This is a genomic window from Myroides sp. LJL115, from assembly GCF_054871665.1.
Window position 1 is genome coordinate 1 of the sequence record NZ_JBTXLS010000021.1, and the last position, 16,175, is coordinate 16,175.

At 32.8% G+C, this 16,175-nt stretch carries 15 protein-coding genes; 9 read left to right on the plus strand and 6 right to left on the minus strand.

Translation table 11 applies throughout. From position 1 onward, the window contains the following. Both ACYSNX_RS06885 and ACYSNX_RS06890 read right to left on the minus strand, forming a co-directional pair. A partial coding sequence (locus ACYSNX_RS06885) for an ISAon1 family transposase (protein ID WP_461753974.1) occupies nt 1-615 on the minus strand: 615 nt, incomplete at its 3' end. A 19-nt stretch (nt 616-634) separates the two neighbouring features. Further along, nucleotides 635-988, minus strand: coding sequence for an ISAon1 family transposase N-terminal region protein (locus ACYSNX_RS06890; RefSeq protein WP_461753945.1), 354 nt, complete (start codon nt 986-988; stop codon nt 635-637). Nucleotides 989-1,219: 231 nt separating this feature from the next. Here ACYSNX_RS06890 and ACYSNX_RS06895 point away from each other — a divergent pair, with 231 nt between their 5' ends. From ACYSNX_RS06895 to ACYSNX_RS06915, 5 genes are all read left to right on the plus strand, one after another. After that, complete coding sequence (locus tag ACYSNX_RS06895; RefSeq protein WP_461753946.1) at nt 1,220-1,384, plus strand: hypothetical protein; 165 nt, start codon at nt 1,220-1,222, stop codon at nt 1,382-1,384. A gap of 486 nt (nt 1,385-1,870) precedes the next feature. Beyond that, nucleotides 1,871-3,652: an arginine--tRNA ligase gene (argS, locus tag ACYSNX_RS06900; protein WP_461753947.1), complete on the plus strand. Its 1,782-nt coding sequence runs from the start codon at nt 1,871-1,873 to the stop codon at nt 3,650-3,652. A 60-nt stretch (nt 3,653-3,712) separates the two neighbouring features. Further along, nucleotides 3,713-5,224, plus strand: a complete 1,512-nt coding sequence (locus ACYSNX_RS06905; RefSeq protein ID WP_461753948.1) for a GDSL-type esterase/lipase family protein — start codon at nt 3,713-3,715, stop codon at nt 5,222-5,224. After that, nucleotides 5,214-6,689 (plus strand): LysM peptidoglycan-binding domain-containing protein, encoded by a 1,476-nt coding sequence (locus ACYSNX_RS06910; protein WP_461753949.1) that lies wholly within the window; start codon nt 5,214-5,216, stop codon nt 6,687-6,689. Before ACYSNX_RS06905 ends, ACYSNX_RS06910 begins: the two co-directional genes overlap by 11 nt. Then, nucleotides 6,676-8,337 carry an MBOAT family O-acyltransferase gene (locus ACYSNX_RS06915; protein WP_461753950.1) on the plus strand — a complete coding sequence of 554 codons (1,662 nt, stop codon included), beginning with the start codon at nt 6,676-6,678 and terminating at the stop codon, nt 8,335-8,337. The genes ACYSNX_RS06910 and ACYSNX_RS06915 overlap by 14 nt, the downstream gene beginning before the upstream one ends. Nucleotides 8,338-8,409: 72 nt before the next feature. On the opposite strand, the gene ACYSNX_RS06920 is transcribed toward ACYSNX_RS06915, so the two are convergent. Next, on the minus strand, nt 8,410-8,886 hold the full coding sequence (locus ACYSNX_RS06920; protein WP_461753951.1) for a DUF4265 domain-containing protein: 477 nt from the start codon (nt 8,884-8,886) through the stop codon (nt 8,410-8,412). Between the two features lie 293 nt (nt 8,887-9,179). Between ACYSNX_RS06920 and ACYSNX_RS06925 the strand changes: the two genes are divergently transcribed. The 3 genes from ACYSNX_RS06925 (at nt 9,180) to ACYSNX_RS06935 (ending at nt 11,865) form a co-directional block, all read left to right on the plus strand. Then, nucleotides 9,180-9,482 (plus strand): DUF6804 family protein, encoded by a 303-nt coding sequence (locus tag ACYSNX_RS06925; protein ID WP_461753952.1) that lies wholly within the window; start codon nt 9,180-9,182, stop codon nt 9,480-9,482. A 491-nt stretch (nt 9,483-9,973) separates the two neighbouring features. Further along, a complete protein-coding gene (locus tag ACYSNX_RS06930) occupies nt 9,974-10,906 on the plus strand; it encodes a hypothetical protein (protein ID WP_461753953.1) in 933 nt (310 codons plus the stop codon). 116 nt (nt 10,907-11,022) lie between these two features. Next, nucleotides 11,023-11,865, plus strand: a complete 843-nt coding sequence (locus tag ACYSNX_RS06935) for a sulfurtransferase (RefSeq protein WP_461753954.1) — start codon at nt 11,023-11,025, stop codon at nt 11,863-11,865. Between the two features lie 51 nt (nt 11,866-11,916). Here the strand turns inward: ACYSNX_RS06935 and ACYSNX_RS06940 are convergent, their stop codons facing one another. After that, nucleotides 11,917-12,612: an RluA family pseudouridine synthase gene (locus ACYSNX_RS06940; RefSeq protein WP_461753955.1), complete on the minus strand. Its 696-nt coding sequence runs from the start codon at nt 12,610-12,612 to the stop codon at nt 11,917-11,919. Nucleotides 12,613-12,689: 77 nt separating this feature from the next. Next, a complete protein-coding gene (gene panB / locus ACYSNX_RS06945; protein WP_461753956.1) occupies nt 12,690-13,508 on the minus strand; it encodes a 3-methyl-2-oxobutanoate hydroxymethyltransferase in 819 nt (272 codons plus the stop codon). Between the two features lie 232 nt (nt 13,509-13,740). Here panB and ACYSNX_RS06950 point away from each other — a divergent pair, with 232 nt between their 5' ends. Continuing rightward, nucleotides 13,741-14,127 carry a PH domain-containing protein gene (locus ACYSNX_RS06950; protein ID WP_461753957.1) on the plus strand — a complete coding sequence of 129 codons (387 nt, stop codon included), beginning with the start codon at nt 13,741-13,743 and terminating at the stop codon, nt 14,125-14,127. Nucleotides 14,128-14,300: 173 nt separating this feature from the next. Here the strand turns inward: ACYSNX_RS06950 and ACYSNX_RS06955 are convergent, their stop codons facing one another. Next, on the minus strand, nt 14,301-15,725 hold the full coding sequence (locus ACYSNX_RS06955; protein ID WP_461753958.1) for an L-serine ammonia-lyase: 1,425 nt from the start codon (nt 15,723-15,725) through the stop codon (nt 14,301-14,303). Nucleotides 15,726-16,175: the final 450 nt, after the last annotated feature.

The window sequence follows — 16,175 nt, forward strand, 5'->3', positions numbered from 1 at the left end:
TCTTTGCTTTTGATCTAAGGTCCATTTATCTGCGCTTTTGTATAATAGGTATCTAGATCTAGCTAATAGTTGCTTTTTAGTATCTCCATTTTCTAAAACTTCTGGAGTATAAGTTGTTCCGAGAGATTTAGCCTCGCCATTAGCAGTATTTTCATTGTCCATTTCTATCCATCTATATTTGATACGGATGTTTTGAAGCGCCTCATTAGCAAGCTTTTGTACATGAAAACGGTCGATAACCTGAACTGCATTTACAAAACAAGACTTAGCGATTTGTTTCATAGAACCTGCCATGTCTAAAGTAATCTCTTTTACAGTATCTCTCAGGGATTTTGGGATCTGCCTAAGGTGTTTTATAATCGTTTCTGATTTAGTGCCTTTTATAACCGCTACAATAGTTTTTTTCTTGCCTTGCCCAGCTTTAGAGGTAAGTATAGTATATAACTCTCCTTTAGATAAACAGACTTCATCTATGGATAGCTTTGAGGTTAAGTTTTTAGGGAAGATTAGCCATTCCTTAGCGTGAGAGCCTTGATTCCACTCTTTAAAGCCACTGGTTTTGTTTTTGTATTGACGTTGAAATTTCCTGCCATCTACACCAAATAACTCACCAATAGCCTTGCAGCTTAGTAGTTTAGTATCGGCTAATTTTTTTTAAGAACTCCGAAAACTCTTGAGTCATTCGTGTTCCTTGTGCAATTAGGTTCCAATCGCGTGAGATAATTTCTCCTGTGTTTTTATCTGTCCAACGACGACGTTGTACATGTAGTTTAACTGATTTACCTCTTAAAGGAAAATCTTCGATGACAGCCATAGGGTAGAAACCTTTAGATATCAACTGCCTATCGGCAAGTTGATTTCCATAATCGTTCTTCTCTTCAAAGTAAATATCTACACGACTATTTAACTCCTCTACTTTAGTAATATTGAAATGCTCTACCAAGTACTCTGGTAGGATTAATTTTAGTAATTCTTTGCTGTCCATCATAACACAAAGATATTATTTTATCTTTTCCTCCCCAAGTTTTGTACCTGATCCGGATCAATCTCAAAACCTGTGGTTATGCAAATAGTTTGGTTAATCTATATGGATCAATCTCAAAACCTATGGTTATGCAAATAGTTTTCTGAGCTAAAACATAATTTATTTTCAAAAATAAAGGTGAGCAATTAATTTAATTCTTACCTTAGAAAGGCATTATTTTCAATACTACTAATTATGATTTATCCATTTATTTCAGTAGGACTATTAGTTGCTTTTATTGTTTACCTTATCTACGTAATAGGGGTGAAAAAAGATTTTAAACGACAGAAAAACAATGTTTTTGCTGGTTTATTTATTGTATTGATTTGGGGAGTTATTTATTACTTTTTGACTAAATAATTTTTTTGTTTAACCTAAGTATTACATCTCCTAACATTTCTCATTCTAACAAGTAAGTGTAGTTATGCAGCAATGAGATATAAAGTAGCCTTTTATAAAAAAAGGCAGTATTTGCCGTTAATTTTACAGACTAGTTGGAGATATATTTCAGAAAATAACTAGGGGTCAAAAAATAAAACTTTTATCTTAACTATTCATTCAAAGATTTTATTTTTTTACAGCCTCCGAAAGCCTTTTTTTACAAAATACAGGGAGGAATGAGCCGTTCTAAGGTTAGTTCAATTGCTCTAGAAGAGTTGGAAAGAGCAAAGACTTTATGCTTTTTTAGTTTCTAGGCTATCCTTTATTTTTTTGATTGAGGCCTTGGTTTTGCGTTATGCTAGCTAAATAGTGGTTAATTGTTGGGATAAAAGCTAAATTACCGCTGTAGAGTTCTTGTATTGTGGAAATATGAATTATCTTTGTCTCTTATTAAAATTAAGAAAAATGACATTAAATCAGATATTAACTCCACAGATAGAGAAGGCAGTTCATACCATATACGGAGTAACCGTAGAGAAAGTTGAATACCAAGGAACAAGGAAAGAGTTTGAAGGAGATATTACGGTAGTTATTTTCCCTTTTTTAAGACAAATAAAGGGGAATCCAGTAGAGATAGGAACCAAAATTGGGGAATACTTAGTGGAGAATACTTCTATTATCGAACGGTTTAATGTAGTGAAAGGATTCTTGAACCTTGTGGTTTCTGATACCTATTATATTAACTTCTTTAATGATATTAAAGCACAAAAGCATTTTGGATTTGTTCCTTTAGACCAAAATTCAAAGGCAGTATTAGTAGAATATTCTTCTCCTAATACCAATAAACCTTTACACCTTGGACACGTTAGAAATAACCTTTTAGGTTATTCTGTTGCTGAGATTCTAAAGGCGGCTGGTAATAAGGTATATAAAACACAAATTATCAATGACCGTGGTATCCATATTTGTAAGAGTATGCTTGCTTGGCAAAAATTTGGACAAGGACAAACCCCTGAATCTACAGGATTAAAAGGAGATAAATTAGTTGGTAATTACTACGTTAAGTTTGATCAAGTTTACAAAGAGCAAATAAATGCTTTAATGCAGGACGACGGCTTAACAGAAGAAGAAGCTAAACAACAAGCTCCTATTATTTTAGAGGCTAAACAAATGCTTTTAGATTGGGAAGCTAACAAACCAGAGGTAATCGAATTATGGAAAACAATGAACCAGTGGGTTTATGATGGTTTTGCTGTAAGTTATAAAAACCTAGGTGTAAATTTTGATAAAAACTACTTTGAGAGCGATACTTACCTTTTAGGAAAAGATATCGTTGAGCAAGGTTTAGAAAAAGGAGTGTTTTTCAAGAAGCCAGATAATTCTGTATGGATTGATTTATCAGATGAAGGTTTAGATGAGAAGTTAGTTCTTAGAGGAGATGGTACTTCGGTATACATGACTCAAGACTTAGGTACAGCTATTCAACGTGTGAAAGATTTTGCTGATACTTCAGGTATGGTTTACACTGTTGGAAACGAACAAGACTATCATTTTAAAGTTCTGTTTTTAATTTTAAAGAAATTAGGATACCAGTGGGCAGAAAGCCTATACCATTTATCATATGGAATGGTAGACTTACCTTCAGGAAAGATGAAGTCTAGAGAAGGAACTGTTGTGGATGCGGATGATTTAATGTTAGAAATGGCTCAAACTGCTCAAACTATATCAGAAGATTTAGGTAAGTTAGAGGGGTATTCTGATCAAGAAAAACAATCTTTATATAATACAATTGGACTTGGAGCTTTAAAATACTATATTTTAAAAGTAGATCCAAGAAAGAGAATATTATTCAATCCTGAAGAATCTGTGGATTTTGCCGGGAATACAGGTCCTTTTATTCAATATACTTATGCGCGTATCCAATCTATTATTCGCAAGAGTGATTTTGATTATAGCCAAACTATCTCCAATATCGCATTAGATCCAAAAGAAAAAGAATTATTAAAACTTGTTGCTGAATTCCCAACAGTTATACAAGACGCAGCACGTAGTTATAGTCCTGCTTTAATTGCAAACTATATCTATGATTTGGTAAGAGAGTATAACTCTTTCTACCAAACTGTTTCTATCTTAGGGGAGCAAGAACAAGACTTAAAAGTTTTCAGAGTACAATTATCTCTAAAAGTGGGACAAATCATTAAAGATGCATTTGAACTTTTAGGTATTGCTGTACCTGAACGTATGTAATATTTTACTTAAGTGAAAAAAGAAAAGTCCTATATATATCAGTCGCTTGTCATAATCATTATGGCAAGTGGCTTTTTTTTATTCTTTAAGGCCCAGTTGCCCAATAAGATATTTTCTGTAGAACCAATTGTAAATAAGAATGTTGTCATTGATTCCCTTCTTTTACAAGCAGTAGCCGATTATAAAGATAGTAGCTTAACTACACCTGATACCTCTAGTGGTAAACAAACACAAAAGCAGAGTTCTTCTGAGAATAACCAAGATACTACTGTAGAGCAAAAGGAACAAAGTCCAAAGAGCAAAGATGGTTTCTTGGGGCAAGAGGATTTTAGAGGTAATGGTTTTACCAATACAGATGGGATGGACAATTTGGAGTACTTCTACAGTCAATTATACAATCTACAGCAAGATCCAAATAAGTCTGTTAGGATAGCTTATTATGGGGACTCTATGACAGATGGTGATATGATTGTACAAGATTTAAGAGGAAGCTTCCAAGAGAACTTTTCTGGTAACGGTGTGGGATTTGTACCTATGACCAATGAGTCTAGTAGATCAAGGGCTTCTATTACCCATCGTTATTCCAATAACTGGAACACTATTTCTTATGTAAATAACAGAAATCCTATACGTCCTTTTGGGGTGTCTGGACAAGTGTTTTTTGTAAAAGATAGTGTTAATCCCACTTGGGTTTCTATTGCTGCTGGTGGGATTAAACATATGCGCTCTTTATACAGTCCTACCCTATATTATGGCAAGTCGGATAATAAAATAGCCAGTGTTCAAATTATAGCTGATAGAGATACTGTAGTAAAACAATTACAACCCAATAATAGGCTTAATCGTTTAGAGCTTGTAAAAGGTCCTGTTAAAAAACTAGAGGTTAATTTTATAAAGGCCGATTCTATCGCCTTTTATGGTATAAATGTTGGAAGTAGTAAAGGAGTACAAGTAGATAACTTCTCCTCTAGAGGAAATTCAGGTCTGCCTATCTCATTATTATCTACAGGGTTAATTAATTCCTTTGATAACTATTTGCATTACGATCTTATCATCTTGCACTTTGGTACTAATGTTTTAAACTATGGGTCTTATAATTACTCTTGGTATACCAATCAAATGTCTAGGGTAGTTAAGCACTTACAACAGTGTTTCCCTAAAGCGGATATATTGGTTATTTCAACAGCAGATAAAGCAACAAAATATGAAACAAGTATGCAAAGCGATTCAGCCGTTACTCCACTAGTTAATGCTCAAAAACGCTATGCTGAGCAAAACAATATTGCATTTTTCAACCTGTATACGGCCATGGGAGGAGAAGGTTCTATGGTAGAATGGGTGGAAGAGCTTCCTACAAGAGCCAATAAGGACTATACACACTTTAACTATAAAGGTGCAAAAGAAGTTGCTAATTTACTGTATAAGCAGATTGATCAAGGTTATTTATTATACCAAGGTAAAAGAGAAGAGCAGAAAAAAAATAAAGAAAAACAGATTCGATTAGAAAAGCAAAGAGATTCTTTAGCCCTTGCTAAGGACTCTTTGACAATAGAAGTATCCAATGAAAATTAAATCACTATCCAAAATAAGCCATTTGTTCAATAAATTTCACCTATTTGTTGTTCTTTTTTTTAGTTGTTTTACCCTAGCTTTTTCTCAGGCTACTACCATAGCAATAAAAGATGACGAAGAGCAAATCTATTTTGATAGCACTTCAACAGAGCAGCCAGCAATTTATTATGCCGAGCATTTAGAGCAGTTTTTTTCCAAACTAGAAATACTAGATTCTTTAAAGCAAGGCAAAATTAATATTGTGCACATAGGGGACTCTCATATACAGGCCGATTTTTTTACTGGGCAAATGCGTAATTTATTGCAAAATCGTTTTGGAAATGGAGGGATGGGTTTTGCTTTCCCTTATAAATTAGCGCGTACCAATGGTAATAGTGATGTAAAATATACCTCGAATATTGCCTGGGAGAGTTATAGAAATATTTTTCCTGTCAATGGAGCGAAAGTAGGCTTAAGTGGTATTGCATTATCTACTAGTAGTAAAGATGCTGTAGTTGAACTTTCGGTGAGAAATCCATTGTTTTACTTTTCGAGATTAAAGGTATTTACTCCCTCTGATCAGCAGATATTTAATATTGCTACTTCCAATACGCCTATTAATATGGTGAGTAATGTAGCCAAGAAAATTAGCCATAGCATAAAAAGCGGGGAGTCCTTATCTGGCATTGCTCGAAAGTATGGTACTACAGTTGCCAAAATTAAGAAAGCTAATAATCTAAAGAGCGATAATATTGTGGCAGGAAAAAAGCTTAGTATTCCCTCTAAAGAAATGCAGGCTGTAAAGGTGAATATCTCTTCTCTTAATCCTTTAGTAGCCGAACAAAAAACTGGCTACTATGATTTTAGTTTTGAAGAACCTTTAAGTAAGGTTTATCTATATCCAAAAGAGGATCTTTCTTTATATGATTTGAATGGGATTGTATTGGAAAACTCTTCTCCAGGGATTATCTATCACAGTATAGGAGTTAATGGAGCCAGATATTCTGATTTCTCTAAGTATCCTCTATTTTTTGAACAGTTAAAGGGATTAGAACCGGATTTAATTATTTTATCTATGGGGACCAATGAAGCTTTTGATAAGATGAGCGTAGAAGATTTTACTTATTCAGTAAATAATTTTTTAAAGCAAATAAAACTGGATAACCCTCAAGTGGATATATTGCTTACTTCACCTCCTCCGAGTTACTTTTCTAAATCTAATCCAAATACCATCGTAACGAGCTTGAGTAATGAGTTAATTATACAGGGGATTTCAAGTAATTATGCTTTGTGGGATCTTTATTATAACTTAGGAGGTACTTTAGGTCTTCCCAATCTTCAGCAAAATGGTTATTTAGCAAAAGACTTAGTACATTATACCGTAAAGGGATACGAATACTCGGCCGAGCTTTTCTACCAAGCCTTATTACAGAGTTATGATCAATTTCACAAGACTAAAAGCTTATTAAACAATGAGTCTATTTAATATAGAAATACCTTCCTTTACTACTAATGAAATAATAAATTGGTTTACTTTCAATGCAAAGGAGCCATTGTTATTCAATTCCGGGTTATTCTTAGGAATGTTTATAGTATTTTACTTTTTTTATATTGCCATTAGAAAGACATTCCACATCCGTCTTTTATATGTGGTACTATTCTCTTTATTTTTCTATTATAAATCCAGCGGTTATTATTTTATTGTTTTAGTGGGCTCTTCCTTATTGGATTATTATTTGGCCAATATTATATATAATACCCAAGACAATTTACGTAGAAAGACATTACTAACCCTAAGTATCATTGTCAACTTGTCTTTGTTAGGATATTTTAAGTATACCAACTTCTTCTTAGATGGGGTAAATGTTTTAGCAAACACTAGTTTTCATTTAGATGCAATTATCTTACCAGTTGGTATTTCTTTTTTTACTTTTCAATCCATTAGTTATATCATCGAGATATATAGAAAAGAAATAGAGCCTACTAAGACCTTTTTAGATTATGTATTCTTTATTTCCTTTTTTCCTCAATTAGTAGCAGGACCTATAGTTAGGGCAAATGAGTTCTTACCTCAGATTTATGCTAAACTACAGGTAAGTAGAGAACAGGTAAATGAGGGGTTTTTACTTATTATAGGAGGTGTTTTAAAAAAGGCAGTAATCTCTGATTATATTTCGGTAAACTTTGTGGACCGCGTTTTTGATGCACCAAACACCTATACAGGATTTGAAAACTTAATGGCTACTTATGGGTATGCTATTCAAATTTATTGTGATTTCTCAGGGTATTCTGACATGGCCATTGGAATTGCGTTATTAATGGGCTATCGTTTACCAACCAACTTTAATGTTCCATATCAAAGTATGTCTATTACTGAGTTTTGGAGAAGATGGCACATTTCACTTTCTACTTGGCTGAAGGACTTTTTATACATTTCCGTAGGAGGAAATAGAAAGGGTAGTTTTGGAGGTTATTTATTTCCAGCTTTGTTTTTTATAGGAATTCTAGGATGGGGTATCTATTATTACTCCCATAGTATTTGGCCTTTAGTAGTAGCAATAAGTAGTATTGTTGTATTTGGATTAACTATACTTCTTTCGCCTCAAAAGCAGAAAAGTACCTTCACTAATTTCAACCTTTTAACCACAATGCTTTTAGGTGGTTTATGGCATGGAGCTAGTTTGAGGTTTATCGTTTGGGGGGCTTTACACGGGATGGGTTTAGCGGTTCACAAAGTGGTGATGGAATTGTTTCCAAGAGCCAAAGGTAGTAAGCCAAGTTTTTTATGGCGTTTATTTAGTGTAATTCTTACCTTTCACTTTGTTACTTTTTGTTGGATCTTTTTCCGTTCTGATTCCTTTGAGGTTGCTTTAAATATCATCGACAATATTATTAAAATGGAATTCTCCTGGAAGGCGTGGCTTATTATTATAACCTCTTACAAGAGTTCTTTTATCTTAATTGCAATAGGGTTTATCTGGCATTTTATACCAATAAATTGGTTTAATCCTATTCATCAGCTTTTTAATGCAGCACCTGTTTTTGTAAAAAGTGTTGTGTTAGGTTTCGTTTTCTGGGTTGTTTACGCTACGGCTACAGCTGGAGCCCAACCTTTTATTTACTTCCAGTTTTAAGGTAAAGACATATAGATATAAAATAAAAATGCTTTGTTGGTTATAACAAAGCATTTTTATTTTTAAATTGAATTAGCGCAAATCACTAGAGTGTTTTGGAGAAAGACAAACTTCCGCAAATTGGATTACTTTCTCTTCTTCTAAAGCTGCTAAAATGGCATAAACATTTTTATAATCGGTTTGTAAAGGAACATTAATTACAAAGTAATAGTCATCTACTAATTCGATTTCTGTTTGAGCATAAAGTATTTCATTGTATAAATCTTCTTTATTGTATTTATCGGACTCCACAATGACTTGTATAGTGCTATTACCACAATACTCATATACATGTTCAAAAGTATAAAGATTAGGAGTTTTTGTAGGTGTTGCATAAACGATATCCTCGCATGATAAATCAGGACCATAAAATGGGATGTTATCAATTTTAAATAATCCTTTCTCTTTATCGATAGGAATCCCCCAAAATATTTCCTGAGTTTCTTTTTCTAATACTTCACTTTGATAAGTAATTTTAATTTGGGCAAACTCTTCCTTGTTTTTGTTCATATTCTAAAGGATTTTATTACAATTATATCTATTGCAAAGATAATAGACTTTTATGGCTTACAATAACATGTTAATAAATATTCTACACTTAGCCTGTGATAGCGTATTCCCACATTGCTTTAAGATACAATCTTAAATATTTGGTTTTTCTTTAAAATACCATATAAGGGGTTAATTTTAAAGAAAAAGAATATAGTAGATTAATGTTAATGTTCTGTAGCTTTGATTTTTAAGGTAAAAGCAACACTTTTTTTTATTATCTTTAACAGTACTACTTCTAAAAGAGAATAGCTATGGAAAAAGCAATTAAACTATTTGTGGCTGTGTTATTATTACTAACTACCTTTTCTATGCCAGCGGACTTTTATCGGCTTGTAAGTTTTGTAGTTGTGGTAGCCTTTAGTATTCTAGCTTATAATTCTCATGTCAATAAGAAATTAGTAGAAATGGGCACCTATTTAGGGTTGATTTTAGTTTTACAACCATTCTACTCTTTTGATATTAGTAGAACAGTTTACATTATTATAAATATAGTAATTGCTGTAGGTCTTATTTTGTCCATATTCATAAAAACTCCTCCTAATAAATCCGTTTGATTTCTTAGTAATACTTTACTTTTCTTTTAGAAATATAATGGGGCTATAGTTTTTATCGGTTCCTTATACTTTATTACACCTTTTAATGTTTGTTAAAGTAAGTTGCCCTTGTATTATAAAGCAATGGGTAATGGTATTTTATTCTTGATGTAGTGTTTATATGTTAATGTTTTTAAATAATTCTTATTTTTTATATTAATAATAATGCAATGTGTATGTATTTAATAATATTTATGTAAAAGATTATATTTAATAGTGATGTATTTGGATTTTTACTATATTGCATATGCTGTTCATACAAAAGGTTATAGGTAATCTTTTTATTGGAGATTAATAATAAAAGAGTGGGGACTTTTTTATTAGTTTTTAAAGGGAATAAGGACTATGTTTTGCATAGTCCTTTTTTGTTGCTCATTAGCCTTATTTACAATAGCTTTTTTTTATGAGGATTGCAAAAAATGTTATTACCTTTATTTTTTAATTTCACTCTCATGAACAGGTATTTTATATTCTTTATTATTGCATTGTCTTGTGCGCTATACAGCTGTAATAAGGCTAAATCTACTTCCACTATGATTATTCCATCTAATAAACCTAGTGAACCAAAGAACCCTGTGAAAACGGATTTTGAGCAAGGAGTTTTATATTATGATTTAGTAATTAGTGATACAATAGTACAGCGCTTTATAGATCTTATGGCCAATAATGCTACTTATGTAAAAGATTCCTACTACAATCAAAGTCCAGATAGTGTTTATTTGAAAAAGTTTATCACTGAAAATCCTGATTTTTGGCAAGATGTTGGATATTTTCCCTTTATGAAAAACCAGATCTATATCGCTGGCTATGAAGCAGTCTATAAAGGGGAGGCCTTAACCTTTAAACAGGAGAATAAATATAATGATCTCTTGGAGCAAGGATATGTTTATACAGGTTCAAAACTGGGATTAAAAGCTTCTATAAATGCCCATTATTCACTTAAAACACCGATTATAAGAGAAATGCAGTATTCTATAGATCTAGCCAATTATACCCAAGAAATTCAAAGAGATTCTACTTCTATTTTAGGTTATCCCGCTCAGGTGGCTACCTATGTATTAAAGCCGGAAAATTTCGATAAAGGCTTTTTTATACCTTATCAAATTAGGCTTTATCAAAGCCAGAGTTTTCACAATAGTTTAAATAGAGTATTACCCTTTTTTATCAATGTTCCCCATGGTATAGTCAGAATGGATTTTAAACTTAAGCAAAACGATACTTATAGTTTTAGTTTTTTAGCCAATTCTATTGTGCAAAGGAAAGTCTTGCCAGAAGAATCTATGGTTACAGTTGGACAGGGACTTTTTGATTTAACCAACTCCCAAGACAAGGATAATTTTCAAAAGCAGCTTCTTATTTTAAAGGAACTTCCCAAGGTAAGGTAATAGTTGCCTATAAGGCTTGTATTCTGGGTTTTATTAAGGATGAAAAACCTTTTCATTTATAGTAACAACTTATAAAAAAGTAGTAATTTACCCTTTTGTTATTAAACCTAAAACCTATGAACTATAATACCCTAATAAGTCCTAAAGAGCTATCTAATTGGATGCAAGACTCCACCAAGGAACTAGTAGTACTTGATGCAAGTGCAAGTGAGAAAGATTATCAAAAATATTTACAAAGCCATATCAAAGGAGCAAGATTTGTTTTTAATGAAGACTTGAGTGGTCCAGTAACAGATGCTTCTTTAGGTGGAAGACATCCTTTACCAAGTATAGAAGCATTTGAAAAAACACTTCAAAAACTGGGTATTACAAAGAATAGTACGGTGGTTATTTATGATAATCAAGGGGGAGCAAATGCAGCAAGCCGTTTTTGGTGGATGCTCCAAAGTGTAGGACACACACAAAGCTATGTTTTAGATGGTGGTTACCAAGGAGCCCTAAAGTATGGTATTGCAATGCAAAGCCAACAGGAAGAAATCCAACAAGTAGCACCTTATGGGCTTAAAGGATTTATGTGGCCTACTATTGAAATAGACCAAATAGTAGATAACCAAAATAAAAAAGATAATGTTTTAATTGACGTAAGACAGGGTTTTCGTTATGATGGAATAAGCGAACCAATTGATTTACTAGCTGGACATATTCCCGGGGCAGTGAATATTTGTTTTGATCAAAACTTAGATGCAGAGGGAAATTTTAAAAGTAAGCAAGATTTAAGACAATTATATCACAGTGTAGTAAAGGGATGTAATAAAGTTAATGTTCAGTGCGGCTCAGGGGTAACAGCCTGCCATACTATTTTGGCCTTAGTGCATGCAGGTTTTGATTTACCAACACTTTATGTGGGATCATGGTCTGAGTATAGTAGAAGTAATTTTCCAAAGATTACTAAAGAATAAACAAAATATAAAAGGGCTATCTTACTATTTGTAAGTAGCCCTTTTTGCTTTTTAGCTATTTATTTGGTCCCAAAGTACATCGGATGGTGGATCTGCTTTAAGGGTAAGCTTTTCTTTGGTTACTGGATGAATAAAAGTCAAACTTCTAGCATGAAGATGTATTCCTCCATCTGGGTTACTTCTGTCAAAGCCATATTTTAAGTCACCTTTTATAGGACATCCAATAAAAGATAATTGTGCTCTAATTTGGTGATGTCTACCTGTGTGAAGATCAATTTCTAAAGCAGAATATTTCTTGAATTGATGGAATATTTTGTAACTCAATTTAGCTTGCTTGCTATTTTTCACTTCTTTAGCATGAGCTCTAGAGGTGTTGTTTTTGGGATTTCTAACTAAATAATGTTCTAAAACATCTTCTGTTTTAGGAGGTGCATCCTTCACCACTGCCCAATATGTTTTTTGGGTATCTCGGTTTTTAAAGGATTCATTTAAGCGAGTCAGTGCTTTAGATGTTTTAGCAAAGACAATAATACCCGAGGTAGGTCTATCTAAACGGTGTACTACACCTAAGAAAGCCTCTCCTGGTTTATTAAAGGCTCTTTTCAAATAGTCTTTTACTATATCACTTAATGGCTTATCATTGGTTTTATCCCCTTGTACAATATCTCCAACACGCTTATTGATCACAATAATATGATTGTCTTGGTAGATTATTTGTAGATTGTCAATGTTAGAAACAATTTTCATGGATGCATATTTTAAACAAAAATATCCTTTTTAAAAGTAAAAAGGATATTTTTAGTAATACTATATTAAATCAAGTTTTAATATTGTTCATTTTCATTTGGAAAGTCAACCGACTTAACATCTTGAACATATTGTGCAACTGCTTGTGACATTTGCTCATAGATATTTAAATATCTACGTAAGAACTTTGGGTTGAATTCATGAGTTAATCCAATCATGTCGTGAACTACTAAAACTTGACCATCTACGCCACTTCCTGCTCCAATACCAATAACAGGGATAGAAATACTTTCAGCTACTTTACGTGCTAATTCAGCAGGTATTTTCTCTAATACTAATGCAAAACACCCGATTTCTTCTAGCATTTTAGCATCTTTGATTAGTTGCTGTGCTTCTTCATCTTCTTTTGCTCTTACAGTGTAAGTACCAAATTTATAGATAGATTGTGGTGTTAAACCAAGGTGTCCCATAACTGGAATACCAGCATCTAAGATTCTTTGGATTCCTTCTTTAATTTCATGTCCACCCTCCATTTTCACAGCATGAGCTCCACTTTCTTTCATAATGCGGATAGAAGAACGAAGTGCTTCTTGTGGGTCAGATTGATAAGAACCAAAAGGAAGGTCTACAACTACTAAAGCTCTGTCAGCTCCACGTACTACAGATTGAGCATGATATATCATCTGATCTAAAGTAATAGGAAGAGTAGTTTCATGTCCGGCCATTACGTTACTAGCAGAATCACCAACTAACATTACATCTATACCACCAGCCTCTAAAGCCTTAGCCATGGAGTAATCATAACAAGTTAACATAGATATCTTTTGACCATTGGCTTTCATATCTATTAGTGATTTTGTAGTCACTTTTTTATAATCTTTTTTTGCTACTGACATTTTTAATGTTTTTTAGAAAGTGTAAAGGTAAAGAATTTAGCAACAAAACCACTTTTAAAAGGGAAAAATCCTCAGATATTCCACCAATACACTAAAAAGTCACTACTATACCATAAAGTAGGTAAGTATAATAATCAATTTACGGAGCAAAGCGGTTTTTTTACTATCTTTAAAAGAGAAATAGGTGAAAATACTAGGTTTTCTCTTTTTTGTACTAACTTAAATACTGCTAATGGAGACTAAGTTTTATTCTGAAAAAAGTGTTTTCTTTTTATTGCTTTCGTTAATTATACCTGTGGCTATTATTTGCTACGCACAAATAAGATATGAAAATAGCTGGTTTATTTTAGTGACTATGTTACTAGTTATGCTAGTGAATCTATATCTATTCTTTTTTACCTATTATATGGTTACAGAGGATAAATTAATCGTTAAAATCGGCTTTATTACCTATAAGACTATACCTCTAAAGGATATAAAAAGCATAAAAGAAGATAAGAGTGTAAGAAAAGGTTTAGCCACTAGTTGGAAAAATAGGATTGAAATCTTTTACAGTAATACCAGTGTTATAGTTTCTCCAAAGAACATAGAGGAATTTTTACATAAAGTTAATTCGTAAATTTTATGCTTTTTGTAAAGTCATAAAAGCTACGTATAAGGCCAACTAAAAAAATTGGCTTAGGCTTTGTAAAAGGTATATGGAGTGAATTAAAGACATAAAAAAATCTGCTTGAGGATACCCCAAGCAGATTTTTTTTATTTATAGCCTATAGGTCATAATGCCAAAGGTTTTTAACAATCTGATAAGTTTACTGCCACAGCTAGCCCTCCTTCAGAAGTTTCTTTGTATTTGTTATTCATATCCTTTGCTGTTTCCCACATAGTGTTCACTACTTTATCCAAAGGAACTTTAGCATTTTTAGGGTCCGTTTCTAGAGCTAATTCAGCGGCATTGATAGCCTTTAAAGCTCCCATTGTATTTCTTTCAATACAAGGTACTTGTACTAAACCTGCAATTGGATCACATGTCAATCCTAAGTGATGTTCCATGGCAATCTCTGCTGCAATAGTTACCTGCTCTGGTGTTCCTCCCATTAATTCACATAATGCTCCTGCTGCCATAGCACTAGATACGCCAATTTCTGCCTGACATCCTCCCATGGCTGCTGATATAGTAGCTCCTTTTTTGAAGATACTACCTATTTCTCCTGCAACCATTAAGAATTGTTGGATTTCTTTATCAGAAGCTTTATGGTTTTCAATTACTAAGTAATACATCAATACTGCAGGAATTACCCCTGCACTACCATTAGTAGGAGCAGTAACTACTCTACCTAATGCAGCGTTTACTTCGTTAACTGCTAAAGCAAAACAACTTACCCACTTTAAAATTTGTCTAAAGTATACTTTTGTTTTTCTAATAGTTTGCAACCATTCTTGTGGGTTGTTATAAGGAAGGTCTCCTTTTAATTTACTATGGGTGTCATATGCTCTACGTCTAACGTTTAAGCCTCCTGGTAATACTCCTTCGGTATGACATCCAATATACATACACTCTAGCATAGTATGCCATACGCGCATTAATTCTTTTTCAATTTCCTCAGGGCTTCTAAGAGAAAGTTCATTTTCATAAACTATTTCCGAAACCTTCTTATTTTGGTCCTTACAATAAGCTAATAATTCGGTAGCCTTGTCAATAGGGAAAGGGAAAGAAGTTTTAATTTCTTGTTTTTCAATATTATCGGCTGTCTCCTCTTTAACAACGAATCCACCTCCAATAGAATAGAATGTTGATTCATAGTATTGGTGCTCATCCACTTTTGCTGTAAAAGTCATTCCATTAGCATGGAAAGGCAAGAATTCTTTATTAAAGACAATGTCTTGTTTTGGATTAAATGGCAATAGACGCTTATTATCCAGATTTAATTGACAAGTGGTATTGATTAAATCAATAATACCACTAATATCATCAATAGGTACATATTCCGGGTCTGCACCACTTAAACCTAGCATTACCGCAAGGTCTGTTGCGTGTCCAATCCCAGTTAGAGATAAAGAGCCATATAAATCTATTCTTATATGAGTAACCTGGTCAAATAAGTCGCGGTCATGCAATTCTTTTAAAAAAAGTTCTGCAGCACGCCAAGGTCCTAGAGTATGCGAACTAGATGGACCAACGCCAATCTTTAGCATATCAAATACAGAAATACATTCCATAAAGTAGTTTGGTTTTAATAATTACGAAGATAGCCAAATTCTATTCTGTTCCAACTTTTTGGCTTTTTTTTCTTAGCCTTAGATAATGTTTATGTTGGTATATAATTAATTAAGTGTTTTTTTTTGCAGTAAAAAGATTTGAAAACAGTAAAAAAATATTTAATTTTAAAGGAGTGTTATAAAATATTAAGTGCAATGTAATCTTGTTAAAAAAAGATATTTTTATTTGTTAAAAATAAAAAATTACATTACTTTTATGTGACTTTCTGATAAAAACAAGGGAAGAATCCTATATGTGAGTTTTTTTTTGTTTTGCCGGAAGGAGAAATCTCTGCCGTTTTTAACATTTATAAAAGCTATGGTTCTAGTAAAAATGACAACTTGTCATTGAATTTTGCAAGAATAATGTAATTAAAGGTAAAAAATGACATAATTGTGGATTGGCACAAT